At 63.8% G+C, this 16,780-nt stretch carries 17 protein-coding genes and 1 tRNA gene; 11 read left to right on the top strand and 7 right to left on the bottom strand.

Annotation, left to right across the window (positions count from 1 at the left end; translation table 11 throughout):
• The first annotated feature begins 20 nt into the window (after window positions 1-20).
• Window positions 21-2,018 (top strand): penicillin-binding transpeptidase domain-containing protein, encoded by a 1,998-nt coding sequence (locus tag ACSMXN_RS24325; RefSeq protein WP_022915594.1) that lies wholly within the window; start codon window positions 21-23, stop codon window positions 2,016-2,018.
• Window positions 2,019-2,089: 71 nt separating this feature from the next.
• Window positions 2,090-3,484, top strand: coding sequence for a WS/DGAT/MGAT family O-acyltransferase (locus tag ACSMXN_RS24320; RefSeq protein WP_022915595.1), 1,395 nt, complete (start codon window positions 2,090-2,092; stop codon window positions 3,482-3,484).
• Here ACSMXN_RS24320 and ACSMXN_RS24315 read toward each other — a convergent pair.
• Together ACSMXN_RS24315 and ACSMXN_RS24310 are read right to left on the bottom strand one after the other, a co-directional pair.
• A complete protein-coding gene (locus ACSMXN_RS24315; protein WP_022915596.1) occupies window positions 3,481-4,581 on the bottom strand; it encodes a hypothetical protein in 1,101 nt (366 codons plus the stop codon). The two genes, ACSMXN_RS24320 and ACSMXN_RS24315, sit on opposite strands and share 4 nt — an antisense overlap.
• A gap of 28 nt (window positions 4,582-4,609) precedes the next feature.
• Window positions 4,610-5,257, bottom strand: coding sequence for a nitroreductase family protein (locus ACSMXN_RS24310; protein ID WP_022915597.1), 648 nt, complete (start codon window positions 5,255-5,257; stop codon window positions 4,610-4,612).
• A gap of 108 nt (window positions 5,258-5,365) precedes the next feature.
• On the opposite strand from ACSMXN_RS24310, the gene ACSMXN_RS24305 reads away from it, so the two are divergent.
• Together ACSMXN_RS24305 and ACSMXN_RS24300 are read left to right on the top strand one after the other, a co-directional pair.
• Window positions 5,366-6,079: a response regulator transcription factor gene (locus tag ACSMXN_RS24305; protein WP_051149081.1), complete on the top strand. Its 714-nt coding sequence runs from the start codon at window positions 5,366-5,368 to the stop codon at window positions 6,077-6,079.
• Window positions 6,076-7,446: a sensor histidine kinase gene (locus tag ACSMXN_RS24300; protein WP_022915599.1), complete on the top strand. Its 1,371-nt coding sequence runs from the start codon at window positions 6,076-6,078 to the stop codon at window positions 7,444-7,446. The genes ACSMXN_RS24305 and ACSMXN_RS24300 overlap by 4 nt, the downstream gene beginning before the upstream one ends.
• Window positions 7,447-7,449: 3 nt before the next feature.
• On the opposite strand, the gene ACSMXN_RS24295 is transcribed toward ACSMXN_RS24300, so the two are convergent.
• A complete protein-coding gene (locus tag ACSMXN_RS24295; protein WP_022915600.1) occupies window positions 7,450-7,947 on the bottom strand; it encodes a hypothetical protein in 498 nt (165 codons plus the stop codon).
• Window positions 7,948-8,058: 111 nt separating this feature from the next.
• Between ACSMXN_RS24295 and ACSMXN_RS24290 the strand changes: the two genes are divergently transcribed.
• A complete protein-coding gene (locus ACSMXN_RS24290; protein ID WP_027140001.1) occupies window positions 8,059-8,502 on the top strand; it encodes a GNAT family N-acetyltransferase in 444 nt (147 codons plus the stop codon).
• Here ACSMXN_RS24290 and ACSMXN_RS24285 read toward each other — a convergent pair.
• Complete coding sequence (locus ACSMXN_RS24285; protein ID WP_022915602.1) at window positions 8,499-9,971, bottom strand: flavin-containing monooxygenase; 1,473 nt, start codon at window positions 9,969-9,971, stop codon at window positions 8,499-8,501. The genes ACSMXN_RS24290 and ACSMXN_RS24285 overlap by 4 nt on opposite strands.
• 102 nt (window positions 9,972-10,073) lie before the next feature.
• On the opposite strand from ACSMXN_RS24285, the gene ACSMXN_RS24280 reads away from it, so the two are divergent.
• Window positions 10,074-11,162 carry a branched-chain amino acid aminotransferase gene (locus ACSMXN_RS24280; RefSeq protein ID WP_022915603.1) on the top strand — a complete coding sequence of 363 codons (1,089 nt, stop codon included), beginning with the start codon at window positions 10,074-10,076 and terminating at the stop codon, window positions 11,160-11,162.
• A 37-nt stretch (window positions 11,163-11,199) separates the two neighbouring features.
• Entirely contained in the window at window positions 11,200-11,946 is a 747-nt protein-coding gene (locus ACSMXN_RS24275; RefSeq protein ID WP_022915604.1) for a maleylpyruvate isomerase family mycothiol-dependent enzyme, read from the top strand.
• A 26-nt stretch (window positions 11,947-11,972) separates the two neighbouring features.
• On the opposite strand, the gene dcd is transcribed toward ACSMXN_RS24275, so the two are convergent.
• On the bottom strand, window positions 11,973-12,551 hold the full coding sequence (gene dcd, locus ACSMXN_RS24270; RefSeq protein WP_022915605.1) for a dCTP deaminase: 579 nt from the start codon (window positions 12,549-12,551) through the stop codon (window positions 11,973-11,975).
• A 228-nt stretch (window positions 12,552-12,779) separates the two neighbouring features.
• Between dcd and ACSMXN_RS24265 the strand changes: the two genes are divergently transcribed.
• The gene (locus ACSMXN_RS24265; protein WP_022915606.1) at window positions 12,780-14,021 is read left to right on the top strand and encodes an RICIN domain-containing protein; all 1,242 of its coding nucleotides are present in this window, start codon (window positions 12,780-12,782) and stop codon (window positions 14,019-14,021) included.
• Window positions 14,022-14,037: 16 nt separating this feature from the next.
• Here the strand turns inward: ACSMXN_RS24265 and ACSMXN_RS24260 are convergent, their stop codons facing one another.
• Window positions 14,038-14,421: a DUF1622 domain-containing protein gene (locus ACSMXN_RS24260; protein ID WP_022915607.1), complete on the bottom strand. Its 384-nt coding sequence runs from the start codon at window positions 14,419-14,421 to the stop codon at window positions 14,038-14,040.
• Between the two features lie 201 nt (window positions 14,422-14,622).
• On the opposite strand from ACSMXN_RS24260, the gene ACSMXN_RS24255 reads away from it, so the two are divergent.
• The 3 genes from ACSMXN_RS24255 (at window position 14,623) to ACSMXN_RS24245 (ending at window position 16,121) form a co-directional block, all read left to right on the top strand.
• Window positions 14,623-15,138 carry a pyridoxamine 5'-phosphate oxidase family protein gene (locus tag ACSMXN_RS24255; protein WP_027140002.1) on the top strand — a complete coding sequence of 172 codons (516 nt, stop codon included), beginning with the start codon at window positions 14,623-14,625 and terminating at the stop codon, window positions 15,136-15,138.
• An 85-nt stretch (window positions 15,139-15,223) separates the two neighbouring features.
• Entirely contained in the window at window positions 15,224-15,478 is a 255-nt protein-coding gene (locus ACSMXN_RS24250; RefSeq protein WP_035944829.1) for a hexameric tyrosine-coordinated heme protein, read from the top strand.
• Window positions 15,479-16,050: 572 nt separating this feature from the next.
• Window positions 16,051-16,121: transfer RNA gene (locus ACSMXN_RS24245), tRNA-Gly, on the top strand.
• Between the two features lie 237 nt (window positions 16,122-16,358).
• On the opposite strand, the gene ACSMXN_RS24240 is transcribed toward ACSMXN_RS24245, so the two are convergent.
• On the bottom strand, window positions 16,359-16,724 hold the full coding sequence (locus ACSMXN_RS24240; protein ID WP_027140004.1) for a VOC family protein: 366 nt from the start codon (window positions 16,722-16,724) through the stop codon (window positions 16,359-16,361).
• Window positions 16,725-16,780 lie beyond the last annotated feature (56 nt).

The following is a 16,780-nucleotide window of genomic DNA, read 5'->3' as shown; positions in this document are numbered from 1 at the left end:
CCCCGGCCCGAATTGGAACGATGATTCGAAGCAAATCCGTAGCCGCGATCGTAGGGCTCATCCTCATCGCGACGCTCGGCATCACAGCTTGCACGAAGTCCAAATCCACCCCTCCGGAGCAGGTTGCCGCGCAGACCTTTCTCGATGCGTTCGGTCGGGGCGACAGTCAGAGTGCAGCCGCGGTGACCACGGACTCGGCGGCGGCGGCCGCGACGTTGAAGGCGAGCCTGATCGGCTTGTCCGGTGGCACCGCCACCAGCGGCAGCCCGTCCTCAGCGGCGGCGCCGAGTGCAGCCCCTTCGAGCACAGCGTCTTCCCCGAGTGCTTCAGCGTCGAGTGCGTCAGCGCTGAAGGGAACGTTCACCGTCAGCGGTTTGGCCGACCGCACGGACAGCAGTGCGACGGCGAACTATTCAGCCTCGTGGACGATTCCTGGCGTTGGCACGCCGTGGACGTACACGGGCTCGCTGCCGATGACCAAGCAGGGCAGCAATTGGCTCGTGAGCTGGTCGACAAGCGACGTCCATCCGCTACTGGTCACCGGTTCGCATCTGACCCTCAAGCGAACCCAGCCTGCTCGGGGCGCCATCGAGGACAGCGACGGTAAGTCACTGTTCAACCCCACTCCGGTGGTCACGGTCGGCATCGACCCTGCTCAGGTCACCAACCTGGCAAGCGTTGCCGCAACGCTCGGCGCTGTCCTGTCCAGCTACGGCATCACGGCTGCAGACATCGTCAAGAGCGTCCAAGCCGTACCGCCCACCCAGTTCGTCCCGATCATCACCCTTCGCCGACCGGCTTACGAGCAGGTCAAGCCGCAGATCTACAACTTGCCGGGTGTGCAGTTTCCGACCAGTACTGAACTGCTGGCGCCCACCTCGACCTTCGCCCAGCCGCTGCTAGGTCGCGTTGGTACTGCAACGAAAGAGATCATCGACAACTCGAAGGGCCGCATCCAGGCCGGCGATACCACCGGACTCTCGGGTTTGCAGCTAAGTCTCGATGCCCAGCTGGCCGGCACCGTGGGCGTCGAGGTCTACGCAGCCACCGATTCGACCGGTGCGCTCGGGGCAAATCTCGGTTCGGTTGTGGCGGCCAAGGCGGGCACGCCCGTGAGACTCACGCTCAACAGCGCGGCTCAGCTCGCAGCCGACGCCGCGCTGTCCGCAGTGCCGCTGCCCGCCGCGCTGGTGGCAGTTCAACCGTCAACGGGCAAGATCCTGGCCGTCGCCAACAGTTCGGCCGCGACCGACGATATTGCCCTCAACGGTGAATACCCGGCCGGGTCGACGTTCAAGATTGCGACCTACACCGCGGAGTACACGGCCAATCCCACCCTGACCGCGGCATCGCCAGTCGATTGTCCGGCGACGACAGTGGTCAACGGTCAAACCTTCGAGAACGAGAACAAGTTCTCGCACGGCATCATCCCGATGAGCGCAGCGTTCGCGTACTCCTGCAACACCAGCGCCATCAACCTGGCGATGAAGATGCCGACAGACGCGGTCAGCAAGGCCGCAGCCGCGCTCGGCCTCGGCGCGAAGTGGGCGTTGCCGGTCGACGCGTTCTCCGGCTCGTTGCCGCCGCCGACGACCCCGAACGAACAGGCGGCCGCGGCGATTGGTCAGGGCAAGGTGTTGGTGAGCCCGCTGCTCATGGCCTCAATGGCGGGGGCCTCCGCCACCGGTAAGCCGATCGAGCCGTCACTGCTCGCGAACAAACCCGGGAACCCACTGGCACCTCTGCCGGCCGCACTGACCGCCCAGATGAACGTCCTGCTTCGCGCCACCGTGGCCCAACCCGGTGCCACCGCCAATGCGCTAGGCAACCTGCCGGGCGAGGTACGCGGCAAGACCGGCACTGCGGAGTTCGGCACCGACAAGCCGCCGAAGACGCACTCCTGGTTCGCTGGCAGCCGTGGCGATCTGGCGTTCGCGGTCTTCGTATACGGCGGCGATTCGGGCAACGTGCCCGCGCTGCCGATCGTAAACAGCTTCCTGACCGCATATACCGGCTAGGTCCACCTGCGCCGTGGTCGATTTCGGTGCGAGTATGAACATCCGCGTTCATTGCCGGGGGGACGGACTTCATGCTGCTACCGATGTCGCCCACCGACTCGATGTTTCTTGCGGTCGAGGCTCGGCAGCGTCCGATGCACGTCGGTGGGCTGCATCTCTATCAGCCGCCGAGCGATGCGCCCGCAGACTACGTCCAGAATCTGTTCCAGAAGCTGAGCTCGGCGACTGACATCGCTCCGTTGTTTCGTAAGCGTCCCGCGCGCTCGTTGTCCACGCTGGGCCAATGGGGTTGGGAAGACGACGATCAGTTCGATATCGAACATCACGTCCGGCACAACTCATTGCCGAAACCGGGCCGCATTCTCGAGCTCCTGGCGTTGTGCTCGCGGTTGCACGGCACTTTGCTGGACAGAAACCGGCCGTTGTGGGAGGCCCATCTGATCGAAGGTCTCGACGACGGGCGTTTCGCGATCTACTTCAAGATGCACCATGCGCTCGTGGACGGCATCGCTGCCTCGCGATTGCTGCAAATCGTGCTGAGTTCGGATCCCGACGATCGTGACCGGCCGGCACCCTGGTCATATCGACCGGCTGAGCCGAAACGCCCGGCGCAGTCGTTGGCCGTTGAACAGTCCGCCCCGCCGGTCGCGGCCCTGAAATCGGCCCTCGCGATGGCCTCGGACGCGGCCGGGCTCCCCCGTGCCCTTGCGACCACCCTTCGCCGCGGATTCCGGGACGAAGCGGCTTCGGTGTCTTTCAGCGCGCCGAAGACAATGTTCAACGTGCCGATAACCGGTTCGCGCCGGTTTGCTGCCCAGTCCTGGCCGATGGCGCGGATCAGGCGGGTTGGACGAGCCAGCCGCACCACTCTCAATGACGTCGTACTGGCGATGTGTTCTGGCGCCCTTCGCACTTACTTGAACAACTTCGACGCGCTACCCGACGCTCCGCTGATCGCAATGGTTCCGGTCGCCCTGACCCCGAGAGATCGGGATCGCGAGGGCGGCAATGCCGTCGGCGCCGTGATGTGCAACCTCGGCACCGATCTTGCCGACGCCGGCGAGCGACTGGCCGTGGTGCACGCCAGCATGAGCGATGGCAAGGCAGCCCTGAGCGCGATGACGCCGCTACAGATCCTGGCGATGACCGCGCTCGGAGCCGGCCCGCTATTGCTGCAGTCGATGCCCGCATTGCAGAGCTTCGCGCGACCACCGTTCAACCTGATCATCTCCAACGTTCCCGGGCCGCGAAGGCGCCTGTATCTCGACGGCGCCCGCCTCGACGGCGTCTACCCCCTGTCGGTTCCGTTTGACGGTCAGGCGCTGAACATAACCTGTACGAGCTACACGAGCGAGCTGGCGTTTGGCCTGACCGGATGCCGTCGTACGGTGCCACATCTTCAGCGATTGCTGACCTATCTCGAACAAGCCTTATGCGATCTCGAAAAGGCGGTTGAGGCCGACTAGGACGCTTTGCAGTCCGTATCCGTGAGATCGAGAACCTGAACGGTTTGCGACCCGATCGCATATGCCACACCGAGACCGGGAACGACCGGTGCGGAAAGGTCCGTCGTGGTGGTCAGAGTACCTCCGGTCCGCGCGGACAGGCACGAGACGATTCCCTTTTCCACGGACCAGAAAACACCGTCACCCGGCCAGACAGCGATGGAGCCGTCCAAGAGCCTTGTGCTTGGCGCAGTGGCGATCACCTGCAACGTAACGGGATCGATCAGATCGATGATCCCGGATCCTTCGGGTCGTGACCCAGCCGCCCACAAGCCGTGTTCCGTCCAGGCGAAACTGATCTCGCCGATCGGAACTTGGCGAACTACCAGCACGTGAAAGCTCGAACCGTCAATCGTGGTCAAGGTCGAGACGCTACCAGCGGCCGTGCTTGCGATCACGCGATCGCTGGCTGGGTCGAACACGAGTGAGCGCACCGACGTGTTCAGTCCTTTCACCGGTTGCGGCCGCGCGTTGTGTTCAGCGCTGCTCGAGCTGCTGTCGGCGCCGTTCTCGACCGGCAGCAAGTACAAGCCGCGATCAGTTCCGAGCCAGAGCTGGGAGTTGTAGGCAACCGCGGTCGTGACGCCCACATCGACGGTCTGACGGCTGAGCTGGCTCAAGGACAACGGGTCATATTCGTACACAACCGTCTGCCGGGGCCCTTCGCGTTGCAGAGTCCACAGCCGATTCGTCTGGCTGTCCAGGACGAGCTGCACGGCGCCGGTCGGAACGATGGCCGTCGCCAGGACCGCGTGCGGCGCGAGCGGCTCGAGCCTGGTCAGCATGGGCGGACTCGCGGTGAGGGCGAAGACCATGTCGCCACCAGAGACCAGGTCGACGGCGCGTCCGGGAAGGGCAATGGGTGCGACAGCTGGACTGTCGCGGTGTACCTTCGCCGACGGCGCGACGGTTGGCTGAGCAGTTTTGGTCTGGGCCCGGTTGTGGTTGACCAGGCCTACCCCGATCAGAACGACCAAGAGGGCTAAGGCGATCACCACGCGATTGGGCCGGCGCGGCGGCCGCCGGTCGGCATCGACCTCGGTGATCAGCTCTATCACAACTACAGCATGGCCTGTTCCCGGCGATTTACCAGCGATCGATGTGCAGGACCTCATCGAGGGGTTGGCGCGGCGCCGGTTTGAAGGTGTCGCCTGTGTAATACGCCGTAGGAATCATGAGGCCCTGTTTGACGTCGTCCGGCAGCCCGAGGATTTCGGCGGCCTCGTCCTCATAGGTCATGTGCAGGGTTGTCCACGCCGTCCCTATCCCGCGAGCTCGCGCCGCCAGCATGAAACTCCACGCGGCCGGCAGCAGCGATCCCCACAGCCCGGATTGATTGCCGGCGGGCAGCGTCCGTCCCGCTCGAATGCAGGGGATCACCAGGACGGGGACCTCGTCGATGTGGTCGGCCAGGTAGGAGACGCTGTCGCCGATGCGTCGCTGGACCGGGCCGCGCTCGGCATCATCGGCATACAGCCGGCCGGCGTAGCTTGGCGACTCCTGATATTTCGCGACCGCCCGACGGTACAGCTCGCCGAGCTTGGCGCGCTGAGCCTCGTCGTTGATGACCAGCCAGTGCCATCCCTGGGTGTTCGAGCCCGACGGTGCCTGCAGGGCTATCTCCAAGCATTCCCGGATCACCTCGAGGGGCACGGGCCGGGTGAGATCCAAGCGCTTGCGGACCGTCCGGGTGGTCGTGAGCAATTCGTCCGGGCTCAGCGGCATCGTCGTCATGCCCCCATCGTCGCAGAACGCTGATCTGATCCGAACATTGCGACCGGCCCGCTGGTGACGCCGCGAAAGTAGAGTCCTGTTGTGCAGAGCGCGACCCGCGGGTTGATCATGGTGATCGAGGACGAGTCCGCGATTGCTGACATCGTTCGCCTGAATCTGGCTCGAGCGGGCTACGGGGTTCATGTAGAGCGCGACGGCGACGCCGGCCTCGCCGCGATTCGGACACTCAAACCGGCGGCAGTGATCCTCGACATTGGGCTCCCCGGCATGGACGGCATCGAGGTGTGTCGGCGACTTCGGTCAGCCAACGACTGGACCCCGGTCCTATTCGTCACAGCTCGTGATGACGAGGTGGATCGGATCGTGGGACTCGAACTCGGCGCTGATGACTATGTGACGAAACCATTTTCGCCGCGAGAGTTGGTGGCGAGGGTAACCAGCGTGTTGCGCCGGACCCAGGGCAGTCCCGGTGTCGAGCCGAATCTGGTGGTCGACGATGTTCGGCTCGATCCGGTTGAACGCCGGGTCTTCGTGACAGGCGCGGATGGCAGTGGTGCCCTCGAGGTCGAGCTGACGGCCACCGAATTCGATCTGCTGGGATATCTGATGCGCCGCCCGGGGCGGGTGTTCAGCCGTGAACAACTGATCAGCGAGGTCTGGGGCTATTCGGCGGCGGGGGGCGTGCGCACGGTGGACGTGCACATCGCCCAGGTCCGGGCGAAGCTCGGCGACGCGAGCCCGATCAGAACCGTGCGCGGCGTCGGCTATGCCGCGCAGCCACGGGTACGGCAGCCGCATCCACAGCAGGGGGATTCGCCTTGATCCGACGGGCCAGCCTGGCGCAACGGATCTCGTTGCTCGCCACGGCGGTAGCGGTGATCACCGCGGTGCTGGCCGGAGCGCTCGCCGTTGGGCTGATCCAGCAAGGCAATGCCGACAGTGCCCGAAAGACGCTTTCGAAGCTGGCGGATGCCGCTCAGGCAACGGCCGAACTCGGCGTCGACGCGGCGGTTGCCCAGCGCCGAGCGAGTAGAACGTTGCAGGCGCTGAAGATCCAGGCTGTCACGGTGCAGCAGAACGGCAAGCTCAACGGCGCGAATGCACTGGGTCAGGTGAGCATCACGCCGGCTGACGTTCAACGACTGCTTGCGGGCAAGAGCGTCTCCGAGCAACCGAAGGTCGAGGGCCAACGCGTACTCGTCGAGGGTCGGCCAACCAGGGTTGGCGGCATCGTGCTGGTACAGCGACAGGCGGATGCAATCGCGTTTGGCAATCAAGTGATCCGGCGAGTTCTGATCGCCTTGCTGGTCGGCGTCGCGATCGCCGTCGTGCTGGGTCTGCTGGTGGCACAACGCATCTCCCGACCGCTGCGGCGCACAGCCGAGGCCGCACATGCGCTGGCGGCAGGTCATCGCGATGTCGGCGTGACTCCAGAAGGGCCTGCTGAGGTCGCGGAGGTCGGTGTCGCGGTGAACACGCTCGCCTCGGCGTTGTCACACTCCGAAGCCCGTCAGCGGGAGTTTCTGCTTTCGGTATCGCATGATCTTCGCACACCGTTAACCGCGATCAGCGGCTATGCGGAGTCACTGGCCGACGGTGTGGTGCCTGCTGAGCAGGCCGCCCAGGTCGGTGCCGTGATGTTGACCGAAGCGCAGCGGTTGAATCGGCTCGTTGCTGACCTTCTCGATCTAGCGCGGTTAGGGGCACAGGAATTCCGGGTAGACATCACGCCGACAGATCTGACCGAATTGGCCCGGGCGGCGGCGAGGGTCTGGTTCGACCGATGTCGGGCCGCGGGTGTCACGTTCACCCTCGAGGAGCCTGGATTCGCGATTTGGTGCCAGACCGATCCATCGCGGGTGCGCCAGATTCTGGACGGCCTATTGGAAAACGCCTTGCGTGTGACGCCCGCTGGCGCGCCGATAGTGCTGTCCGTTCGCACGAGCAGCGCGCCGCCTGCGGCTGAACTCGAGGTGCGCGATGGCGGCCCGGGTCTGTCCGATGCTGATCTCGCCGTCGCATTCGAGAGATCCGCGCTTTACGAGCGGTACCGGGGCGTGCGTCAGGTCGGCACCGGCTTGGGGCTGGCCATCGTCGATGGGCTTACCCGGCGGTTGGGTGGCACGGTCGAAGCGGGCCACTCGTCGGAGGGCGGGGCCCGCTTCACCGTTCGGCTGCCGCTTGTTTGACGGCTACTTCTTGGCGTCGACGATTTGAGACGCGGTGAACGTCGAGGTGCCGGTCCCGCCGACGACCACGGGGTCTCCGGTCTTGACGTCTGCGATGCTGGCTCCGGTCTTCTTGTGTGCTTGGGTGTGAATCTTGGTGTCGGCGTTGACTACGTACGTTTGGGTGACGTTGTCGGCCGATTTCACTGCAATGGACGTGGCCGAAACAGCCGTGACCGAGCCGCGGATCGCCTCGTGCGTCGTGAACGTCTTCGCGCCCTTGTCTTCGGTGACCCAACTGGCGTGCGTCACCTTGCGCAGCTTCGCGATTCCTTCGCCTCTGACGAACCGGCCGTTTGCCTTCGCAGCCTTCGCGCCAGCACCGTTGCCCGACGTTGAAGCACTGGTGGACGGCGTCGCGGACGGGCTCGTCGTGGGGGTGCCGGACGCTGCAAGCGCGGCCGTGCCGGCGCCGCCGATGATGGCAGCCGTCGCTCCGGCGATGGCGATCTTCTTCCACATGTGGTGCTCCTCAGTTCGTGACGGGTGGCTCTGCGTATGAACCTTGCTCGGCTCGGGTGTGTACCCGGCCAAGGAATTGTCAGGATTGTGTTCGGGCTAGCGTTGTGGATCGTGACGACGACACTGCACTCGGCGCGGCCCGCCGATCTCGCGCTTGCTGCCGCCTACCCGATTCTGCGGCTACGGGTCGACGTGTTCGTCGTCGAGCAGGAATGCGCCTATCCGGAATTGGACGGGCGGGACCTGGAACCCGATGCGTTGTGGGTATGGGCCGAGGACGATGGCACGGTGACCGCCACGCTGAGAATCCTGCGCGACAACGACGGCCGAGCCAGAATCGGGCGGGTGGCGACAGCTGAGCGTGCCCGGTCGAACGGAACGGCGAGCCTGCTGATGCGCGAGGCGCTGGAGATCGTCGGAGCCGATACCGCGATCACGTTGGACGCGCAGGCTCGCCTGGAAGGCTGGTACGGCCGATTCGGGTTCGTTCGCAGCGGTGCTGATTTTCTCGAGGACGGCATCGTCCACGTCCCGATGGATCGGCCTGCCAGCTAGGACCTTGGCACCCGGCGATAAGCGTCGAGGTCGAACTTGCGGGTGATTGCCCGGAAGGTGATGGTGGTGCGCGGCCATAGCGTGACATTGCGGCCATGGTCGTCCAGGTACCAACTCTGGCAGCCGCCGACGTTCCACACCGTGCGTTTCATTCGCCGCTGCAGACTCTTGTTGTATTCGGCCAGGCGGCCTTCGTCCACTTCCACGCTCGCCACGGCGTGCCGGCGCATGGTTCGGATCGCATCGACGAGATAGGCAACCTGGGATTCGATCATGAAGACCATTGACGAATGGCCCAATCCGGTGTTTGGCCCGACCACGAAGAACAGGTTCGGAAAGCCGGCTACGGTCGCGCCTTTGTAGGCCTGCATGCCGTGCTCGCGCCAATGCGACGAGAGGCTTTGACCGTCCTTGCCGGTGATGTGCGGCGCCAGCGGCATCTCGGTCGGTGTGAAACCGGTAGCGACAACGATCGCGTCGACGGCGACGGACCGCCCGTCCGCGGTCTCGATCGAATCGGTAGTGATCCGCGCGATCGGAGCGGTGATCAGGTCGACATTGCTCTTGGCCAGCGCGCGGTACCAGTGGTTGGACATCAGTACGCGCTTGCAGCCGAGGGCGAAATTCGGGGTGAGTTGCCGACGCAGTGCTGGATCATCAATGGATCTATGGATGTTCTTGATTGCTGCGCCCTGAACGTACTTGCCCAGGCCGGGCTTGACGGTGAAGATCGGCACGAGTGCCTCTCGTCCCCAGTAGATGGCTTGGCGCGAGAGTCGCTGCGCTCCCGGGACGTAGCGGTAGGCGAGCTTCTCCCAGCGGCTGATCGCGCGGTCGCGCCGCGGCATGATCCACGGGGGTGTCCGCTGGTAGACATCGACCCGCTCGGCGATCTTCGCCAGTTCGGGCACGATCTGGATCGCCGAAGCCCCGGTGCCGATAACGGCGACTCGCTTGCCTCGAAGGTCAAAGTCATGGTTCCAGCGGGCGGAGTGGAAGATCTCGCCGCCGAAGTCGTCGAGACCTGCGATATCGGGCAGCTTCGGTTCGGACAACGCACCGGCCGCGACGACCAGCACGCGCGCGGTGAGAGATCCGGCGGTGGTGCTCAGCTGCCAGTTGCCTGTGCCGACATCCCAGGCCGCTGCCGTGAGCGCGATACCGAATTCGAACCGGTCGAGGACGGCCGACGAACTGGCGACGTTGCGAAGATAGTCCTGAATCTCTGGCTGCGAGGAAAAGGACCGGGTCCAGTCGGGGTTGAGCGCGAACGAGAACGAATAGAGCTGCGAGGGCACATCGCAGGTCGCGCCCGGGTAGGTGTTGTCCCGCCAGGTGCCCCCTACGTCCGCACCGCGGTCGATCACGAGAAAGTCCCGCGTCCCGTTCTTGTCGAGCTGAATGGCCGCGGCCAGACCACCGAAACCGGCGCCGACGATGAGGACGTCGACGTGTTCGGGAAGCGTCATGGGGCCAGATTAGTGGTCGATCTCAGCGACCGGTTCCATGAGGACGGCGCAGGCAGACCTCGGAGCATAATTAGTTGAAACAATTTACTAGGATGTCCAACTATGGCCCTCTCCGTGCAGCGAAGCACTCATCCTCGCTCCGACGCCGACCGCGCCGCGATCCTCGCGGCCCCTGGTTTCGGCAAGTACTTCACCGACCATATGGTCAAGGTGGACTGGACTGTAGACGGTGGCTGGGCAGACGGCGAGGTACTGCCGTACGGTCCGCTTTCGGTCGACCCGGCGACGAGCTCGCTGCACTACGGCCAGCTGATTTTCGAGGGTCTGAAGGGTTACCGTCAGCCCGACGGCTCGATTGCGACCTTCCGTCCGGAGGCCAACGCGGCTCGTTTCCAGCGCTCGGCCAGGCGGCTGGCGATGGCTGAGCTTCCGACGGAGAAGTTCGTCGAGTCGCTGATTGCGCTGACCGCCGTCGACGCCGAATGGGTGCCCGAGGGTGCCGATGCGTCGCTGTACTTTCGTCCATTCATGATCTCGACCGAGGTCGGCCTCGGCGTGCGGCCCGCGAACGCCTATTCGTACCTGTTGATCGCCTCGCCGGCGGGGCCGTACTTTCCGCGCGGCGTGCAGCCGGTGAGCGTGTGGCTCTCGACCGAATACACCCGGGCGGCCCCAGGCGGTACCGGTGAGGCCAAGTGCGCGGGCAACTACGCGGCGTCACTTGTTGCGCAGGCTCAGGCGGCCGAGCAGGGCTGCGATCAGGTCGTCTGGCTCGATGCGCACGAGCACCGTTACGTCGAAGAGATGGGCGGCATGAATCTGTACTTCGTGTACGGCAGCGGCGCTGACGCCCGGCTGGTGACACCGAAGTTGAGCGGCACGCTGCTGCCGGGCATCACGCGTGACTCGTTGCTCACCATGGCCACCGACCTCGGCTACCGGACCGAAGAAGGATTGATCTCGACGGACGACTGGCGCGAGGGCAATGCCCGCGGCGAATTGACGGAGGTTTTCGCCTGCGGCACCGCTGCCGTCATCACGCCGGTCGGTCAGGTGAAAAGCGCGACGCACGAATGGACGGTTGGCGACGGCACGCCCGGTCCTGTCACGATGCGCCTACGGCAAGCCCTGTTGGACCTGCAAACGGGTCAGGCGTCCGATCCGCATGGCTGGATGTACAAACTCCGCTAAAGCGGTTTTCGCTGTACTGCTCTAACCTTGGCGACAAATGGACGCTGATGAGTACGTCAAGCAACTCGAGCGCGATGCTGCGCTGTTCGTGCGCGCTGCCCAGTTCGCCGGGTTAGACGCGGTTGTTCCGTCCTGCCCACGCTGGCAGGTGCTCGCTCTGATGCAGCACCTGACCCGGGTGCATCACTGGGCGACGCTGATCCTGGGCGGCGGTGACCAGGCAGCCTTCGAGTTCGAACGGCCGACGGCGGACGAGGTCTATGCGGTCTTCGCGACCGGCGTCGCCGGACTGACGTCCTCGCTTCGGGAGGCGCCCGACGACCTTGACGTGTGGACGTTTGCCGGAGACAAGGTGCCGAAGATGTTCTGGGCGCGACGGATGGCGCATGAGACCGCGATCCACCGAGTGGACGCAGAGCTCGCTGCCGGGATGGGCGTCACGGAATTCGATGCCGATTTCGCAGCCGACGGTATCGATGAGCTGATGTTGACGATGGCGCCGGGCCGCATCTCGACCAAGGACGTGCCGCGAGCGTTCACCGCGACCTTGACGCCGCTCGACTCCAATGCCTCGTGGACGATCTCGGTCCGTGCCGGTGACAGTGCTGGGTCGTACGCCGCGATGCCGGGAGCTCGTGACGACAGCGACCTGAGCGTGTTCGGCCTTGCGAGTGATCTCTACCGTTGGGCGTGGAACCGTGCTGGGGACGACGAGATATCTCTGCGCGGCGATGTCGCCTTGGCGGACGTGTGGCGCGAGACCCTCGTCGTGGGCAGCCGGTAGTTGTTGGCCGCTTCGCTTGCCGACGCTTACTTGGTTGGCCAGCGTTTGAAGTTCTGGTACGACCGAGACTGGGTGGGCCCGCGTTGGCCCTGGTAGCGCGAGCCGTAAACCGCGCTGCCATATGGGTGTTCGGCAGCCGACGACAACCGGAAGAGGCAGAGCTGGCCGATCTTCATGCCGGGCCAGAGGGTGATTGGCAGGTTGGCTACGTTCGACAGTTCGAGCGTGATGTGCCCGGAGAATCCTGGGTCGATGAATCCCGCGGTCGAGTGGGTGAGCAGCCCGAGGCGGCCGAGCGAGGACTTGCCCTCGAGCCGTCCCGCCAAGTCGTCGGGCAGCGTCACGACTTCGAGCGTGGAACCGAGGACGAATTCGCCCGGATGCAGCACGAACGGATCGTCGCCTTCGGGTTCTACAAGCGAGGTCAGCTCGTCCTGCTGTAGCGCTGGATCGATGTGGGTGTACTGGGAGTTGTTGAAGACGCGAAAGAACCGATCCAGCCGAACGTCGATGGACGATGGCTGGACGAGATCTGGCTCCCACGGTTCGAGCTTTAGCCGCTCGGCGGTTACCTCGGCGCGGATGTCGCGATCGCTCAGCAGCATGGCCGGAGGTTACCGAATGTGCGGTCGGTGACCGGCAGGGGGTGCAATGGGATGGACGCCCCCTGCGCTGCGTCGGGCGGCGCGAATCGGTAAGCGCGCCGTTACGAAAAGTTTGTCAGGTGTTGGAACTGCGGTCATGAATTCGGCCACATTCGTATTGCGGCGTCTCTACGGTAATGATGCGTAATTTGACACGTAATCGGTTGCCTAGTCTTCTGGAGCATTCGCATGAAACGCAGTCGCGTTGTATTGGTAATTGTGGGCGCACTGGTTGCGTTCATAGGCTTGGCGCCGGATAGCGGCGCCCAGGAGATTCCCGCGACCGACACTTACTCGAGTTGGTTATGTGCACAGAATGCGGCGAATGGCGAGTTGGACAACTGCTATTTGCAGAGCGCGGACGCACCGGTCAATCGGGGCACGTTGGCGGAGCGGGCAACTGGGTGGCTGGGCCATGGCGACGTCTTCACCATGAGTTCTCGAACGCCGGGGCCGGCCGTGTCGCCTAACTCGTACAACCAGCTCTTCAGTCTGCACATGGTGAAGAACGGCGTGTTCCAGATCCGGAATTCCAACGACTGTCTGATGCCGGGCTGGTTTGACGGCTGGTATCAGACGCGCCTCATCGAAGCGCACACCTGCGATGGCTCCAACACGTGGGAGCAGTGGAACCTCGAGCCCTACCGCAACAGCCACGGCGAGCAGGCCTACATCGTACGAAACAATCAAGACCAGCAATGTTTAGCGACCAGATACGTGGCGATGGCGGCCACGACCGCACTGACGCTGTGGCCCTGTGACGGCTCCAACGCCGAGTTGTGGAAGTTTCCGGACGAGACCGGAAACCAGAATCAGCCGATAAATGATCGATTGACGGATCTCGCTGCGGTTTATGCGATGGGTAAATGTGACGCCATTCAGTCGAGTGACCAGTGTATTTTCACTCAGACGGCAGAGTCTATTGCCGGCCATGGCGCACCGGTTTGTGTGTCTCAATATTTCTCCACCGATACGCCGGTAAAAGGCACGGTCTATACGGCTACGAGTACGTACGCGACCTCGAAAATGACCGGCGAGTCATACAGTCTCGGAGAAACCGAAGGCGTCAGCGTTCATTTCGGCGGCAACAATGATTTCTTTCAGGCCGTCTTCAGCTCGTCTGTCACGAGCACGTTCACGCGGCAGAACCAGACGACGACCACGACGCAATCCGGCCAGAGCTGGCAGACATCGGGCCCGGATCTGCAACCCAACGAGTACGGCTGGATCCTCGAACAGCCGATTACGAAGACCTATCGCGGAAAGTACGTTTTCGACGTCGGCGGCTTCGCTGAATGGACCTACGCCCCCGATGCCGACATCGTGGTCAATGTTCCTTTCGACCTCGATGAATCACACGGCCTCATGAGCTCGGGCAAGGGCCCGATCGCGAAGCTGGGGTGTCCTCAGGCGATGCCGGTTACGCATTGACGGGCCCTCGGGTTAGTTAGCTCGGGTCGCCGCCTGTCGACCCCCCGCTCTCTGGCGATGTGATGGGCGACTTCTGCCACGGCCATCGCCCCGTGATTTCAAGTTCCAACGAGAAACTGAGGAAGGTGCGGATGAGAACGATGCCGGCGAGGACGCCGATGCTCGTCAAGGTCGGCTCGGCTGCCACGGTGCGGATGATGTCTCCGGCCACGAGCAACTCCAGGCCGAGAAGGATCGTGCGACCGAGCTCGCGGCGGTAGCGGGTGTACACGTTGGTGACATCGTGTTGGAACCGATTGATCGCAAGAGCTGAGGCGATCGCCGAGCCGATCACGATGACGACGACTCCAGCGCCGTCGATCACCATTCCAACGTGTTCCACGACGTCGTAGAAAACCATTGCCACCGCCGTCTATTTGGCCGCCTGACCGGGCCCCTGTGAACCGACACGTTTCGTGTGAGTCGGTTCCTGGTGGGTCCAAGGCTGCACGCTATACCGCTGGTGGGCTGCAGGGCTTGCTTTTCGTCCTCACTCCTCGACCGGCAGTCTCCGAAGTCGTGGAGGGTTGACACGGGTCGCTCGATGGACTGGGTTGAGGGCATGAGCCAACCTGAACCCACCGAAGTCACCAATCTCGATCGTTACGGCGACGCTCCGCTCGAATGGAGCCGCGCGAGCGACGCACTCGCCACCTGGCAGAGCCTCGACCACACGTATTTCCTGGGCACCTGTCGGCCCGACGGCACACCGCACTCGGCCGGCGTCGGTGCGCAATGGCAGGACGGCCACCTCTACTTCACCAGCAGTCCCGAGGCCCGCAAAGCCCGAGATCTGGCCGCCAACCCGGCGTGCACACTGTCCGCGCACCTGCCGACGATCGACCTGGTCCTTGACGGCACTGCGGCCCGGGTGACCCACCCGTCAACGCTCGAGCAGGTCGCCGCGGCCTACCGTGAGTCGGGCTGGCCGGTCGAGGTCCAGGCCGACGCGTTCACCGCTCCGTTCAGCGCGCCGAGTGCCGGCCCGCCGCCGTGGCACCTGTACGAGCTGGATTTCCATACCGTCGTCGGGGTCGCCACGGCGGCGCCGAATGGTGCCACTCGCTGGCGCTTCTAGCGAAGCGGATCTTGACGCGTTACCGGTTCGGGCCGAGACTGCGGGAGAAACCGGCCGGAATTCCCGCGAGCAAGACGGAGGCGTCATGAACCGCGTGCCCGATGCAGAGTTGGTGCTTGTGCCCGGAGGATCGCTGATCACGCCGACACCTGAAGAAGGACGAGCGCTCGCGATCACTATGGCCCGTCACATGATTCACAACATTCAAACGGACTTGGACGTCCTCGTCGCCGGCCGGCCGAAGTACGCAGCCAATCCAGACAGCCTGATCGCGGCGAGCCAGGTCGTGGCCATCGAGTTTCAGACCATCGCGGCAGCGAACAACTACTGGCGAGCCTGAGACATCGCGGATCGTTAAACGCGAATCTCTGAACGCGTCGGCGCCGCAAACGGAGCCGGACGCTTCGCTGTTTGGCGCGCGAAATACACTGAGCGCGAGGTTGGTTCTACAAACGAAGGGCCCCGCCAAGTATGAGTTGGCGGGGCCCTCGCTGATCCGGCGGTGACACGTCCGAATCTCGCGGTCGGCCCGTCAGATTCTCGCGCCCTGTCACGGGCTCGTGCTGGCCAGTTTCCTGGCTGCCTGAATCCTCGTTTTCCTTCCGGTCCCGCTCCCGTTGCCGGGTGCGTAGGTGAATTTCTACTGCCCGAATGCCCTTGTGCGCAAGGGTTTCCGCGAAATTCGACGAACTGATTTTTCGGCCTCGGCGTGTCGCGCAACAGGTGGGACGAGTGTGGCGAAACCACAGTCGAGTGACTGAAATGTCCGGTCTCTGCCTCAGGTTGATGGTCAAAGTTCGCGTGTCGGTAACCGGCCTCGTCACGTCCTTGACCTTTAATTGGAGTCAAGCCCCGCCGGGTATGAGCCGGCGGGGCTTTCGCTTGCCCCGTTCGGTTACGATTGCTCAGTTCGCGGGTGTAGTTCAATGGCAGAACATCAGCTTCCCAAGCTGACAGTGCGAGTTCGATTCTCGTCACCCGCTCAAATGAACGGGCCCGTACAGGCTTTCCGTGAGGAGGCCAGCAACGCTGCTGGTTTGCGGGCGTTGCCGTCGACCGCTGTTCATCACCAACCGCGTTCGTCGGCTGAGCCTTCGTGTAATCCTCGCCGAGTGTCTCGGCACCAGCTCCGCGCGCGGGTTGAACTCGGGCCTGGAGTGCGCGATAAACGGAGATCGGCTCCGCGTGCGATGATCGGGCGCGTCCTACCCGCTTCGCCGTCAGTTCTGCTGGATTACCGATAGCACGTTGCCGGCCGGATCCTTGAACCAAGCAATGAGCGGGCCGCCCTGCCGGTTGATCCCCCGCTCGTCCACCCATTCATAGTGCTCGAACTGCACGCCGCGGGCAGTGAGTTCATCGACGGCACTCTCGATGTCTTCGACTGGAAAGTTGAGGATGGTGAACGTCGCGGGCACGTGATCTGGCTTGGGGTAAACGAGGGTGTCGCGGTCGCCCGCGAGGTGTAACTCGAGCATGCCGTTCTGCTCAGAGACCCGTAGGCCGAGTGTCTCGCCGTAAAACTGCCGAGCCTTGGGTACGTCGTTCACCGAGAAGCCGCTGAATGCCTTGGAGTTCTCTAACATCATCGTCCCTTCTGCACGGTTCCAACTAGGGTCGTCATCGAGTTGCACTGCACGAT

The organism is Parajatrophihabitans canadensis (assembly GCF_053764775.1).
This window is presented reverse-complemented; position numbering and strand designations above follow the sequence as displayed.

Bases quoted from the DNA above. Each gene is read 5' to 3' on its own strand.
- ACSMXN_RS24265 (WP_022915606.1), top strand. From the start codon at position 12,780: ATGAAACGCAGTCGCGTTGTATTGGTAATTGTGGGCGCACTGGTTGCG.
- dcd (WP_022915605.1), bottom strand. From the start codon at position 12,551: ATGCTGCTGAGCGATCGCGACATCCGCGCCGAGGTAACCGCCGAGCGG.
- ACSMXN_RS24295 (WP_022915600.1), bottom strand. From the start codon at position 7,947: ATGTGGAAGAAGATCGCCATCGCCGGAGCGACGGCTGCCATCATCGGC.
- ACSMXN_RS24280 (WP_022915603.1), top strand. From the start codon at position 10,074: ATGGCCCTCTCCGTGCAGCGAAGCACTCATCCTCGCTCCGACGCCGAC.
- ACSMXN_RS24310 (WP_022915597.1), bottom strand. From the start codon at position 5,257: ATGACGACGATGCCGCTGAGCCCGGACGAATTGCTCACGACCACCCGG.
- ACSMXN_RS24260 (WP_022915607.1), bottom strand. From the start codon at position 14,421: ATGGTTTTCTACGACGTCGTGGAACACGTTGGAATGGTGATCGACGGC.
- ACSMXN_RS24250 (WP_035944829.1), top strand. From the start codon at position 15,224: ATGAACCGCGTGCCCGATGCAGAGTTGGTGCTTGTGCCCGGAGGATCG.
- ACSMXN_RS24275 (WP_022915604.1), top strand. From the start codon at position 11,200: ATGGACGCTGATGAGTACGTCAAGCAACTCGAGCGCGATGCTGCGCTG.
- ACSMXN_RS24325 (WP_022915594.1), top strand. From the start codon at position 21: ATGATTCGAAGCAAATCCGTAGCCGCGATCGTAGGGCTCATCCTCATC.
- ACSMXN_RS24285 (WP_022915602.1), bottom strand. From the start codon at position 9,971: ATGACGCTTCCCGAACACGTCGACGTCCTCATCGTCGGCGCCGGTTTC.
- ACSMXN_RS24320 (WP_022915595.1), top strand. From the start codon at position 2,090: ATGCTGCTACCGATGTCGCCCACCGACTCGATGTTTCTTGCGGTCGAG.
- ACSMXN_RS24255 (WP_027140002.1), top strand. From the start codon at position 14,623: ATGAGCCAACCTGAACCCACCGAAGTCACCAATCTCGATCGTTACGGC.
- ACSMXN_RS24305 (WP_051149081.1), top strand. From the start codon at position 5,366: ATGGTGATCGAGGACGAGTCCGCGATTGCTGACATCGTTCGCCTGAAT.
- ACSMXN_RS24240 (WP_027140004.1), bottom strand. From the start codon at position 16,724: ATGTTAGAGAACTCCAAGGCATTCAGCGGCTTCTCGGTGAACGACGTA.